The 1,428-nt window shown below is 72.8% G+C and carries 1 protein-coding gene and 1 pseudogene; both read left to right on the plus strand.

The window, feature by feature from the left end; translation table 11 throughout:
• Positions 1-366: 366 nt before the first annotated feature.
• Positions 367-888, plus strand: a complete 522-nt coding sequence (locus tag ON38_RS25555; RefSeq protein WP_051165168.1) for a DUF1360 domain-containing protein — start codon at positions 367-369, stop codon at positions 886-888.
• 55 nt (positions 889-943) lie between these two features.
• Positions 944-1,428, plus strand: a pseudogene (locus ON38_RS25560) (ATP-dependent DNA ligase); the annotation flags it as partial.

Raw genomic sequence — 1,428 nt, forward strand, 5'->3', positions numbered from 1 at the left:
CCGTCGGGTTCGCCCAGTGCGCCGGCGACCACGCGCCGGTACCGGCGGAACGCGACCGGCCCGGCCGACCGGCCCGGCGTCCGTCCCTCCGGCCGGGCGCCGGCGGCCGGTTGTCGTATCCGGCGTGTTCTCCGGGGCCGGATTCCCCACCGACCCCGTCGGGGCCGGTGTCGGTTTACCCCTCCACGACCGGGGTAGCCGGAGACGCGGGAAGGCTACGAGGAGGTGGAGGACAGTGCGATCGATGATCGGCCGACACGAGACCCGGCCGGGCGGCGAGCACAGTGCGCCGACCGGTGCGGCCGTCGAACACCCGCCTCTGCTTTACCGCGGCGCGTCCCCTGCCATCCACACTCGAGAGCAACGATGAACAACGATCCTCGGCCGCTCAGCGGCTATACCGCCACGATCCTGGCCTATACCGGAGCCGTAGGCGCCGTGACACTGCTGGGCGCACTCACCGGCCGTCGCCTCCCCGACTCGATGAGTACTCGCGACCTGGTCGTCACGGCATTGGCCGCGCACAAGCTCTCCAGGCTGATGACGAAGGGGACCGTCACCGCCGCCGTCCGCGCCCCGTTCACGCGGCCCACCGGCGACGGCGGCCCCGGAGAAGTGATGGAGCAGCCGAAAGCCGCCGACGGCATCGGCCACAGCCTCGGAGAACTGCTCAGTTGCCCCTTCTGCTTCGATGTCTGGCTCATCACCGCCATGACCATCGGGCACATTTTCGCACCGCGGGTCACCCGGACGGTGACCGAGGCGACGGCAGCGCTGGCCGGCGCCGACTTCCTGCACCTGGCCTACGCCACCGCCCAGCAGATCGCCGAAGGAGACCATCCGGCGGCCGGCCCCACCGGCGCGCCCGAGCCCGATGGACGGGCATAGTGCGATATCAATCGCGCCGATTGCCCGGGGCGGACGCGCATGCCAGGCTGTCGGCGTGCTGTTAGCCGAGGTCGCCGCCGCATCCGCCGATATCGCGTCGGCGTCGGCTCGGCGGACCAAGATCGAGCGTCTCGCCGCGCTGCTCGGCCGCAGCGCGGCCCACGGGGGCGCGCGCCTGGTGGCGGTGACCGCGTCCTGGCTCTCCGGCGAATTGCCGCAACGCCAGATCGGCGTGGGATGGGCGGCGCTGCGGTCGCTGCCGCCGCCCGCCGCGACACCGACGCTCACCGTCGCCGACGTCGACGCCCGGTTCACCCGGATCGGCGCGGTCGCCGGGAAGGGGTCCCGGACCCTGCGCGCCGAGCTCCTGCGCGAGCTGTTCGAGGCGGCCTCCGGCTCGGAGCAGATATTCCTGCGCCAGCTGCTCAGCGGCGAGTTACGCCAGGGCGCGCTGGCCGGAGTGATGTCCGACGCGATCGCCCGAGCGGCCGGTATACCGGCCGGCGAGGTCCGGCGAGCGGCGATGCTGGCCGGCGGGCT

It is taken from the genome of Nocardia testacea NBRC 100365 (assembly GCF_000308775.1).
GTDB lineage: Bacteria > Actinomycetota > Actinomycetes > Mycobacteriales > Mycobacteriaceae > Nocardia > Nocardia testacea.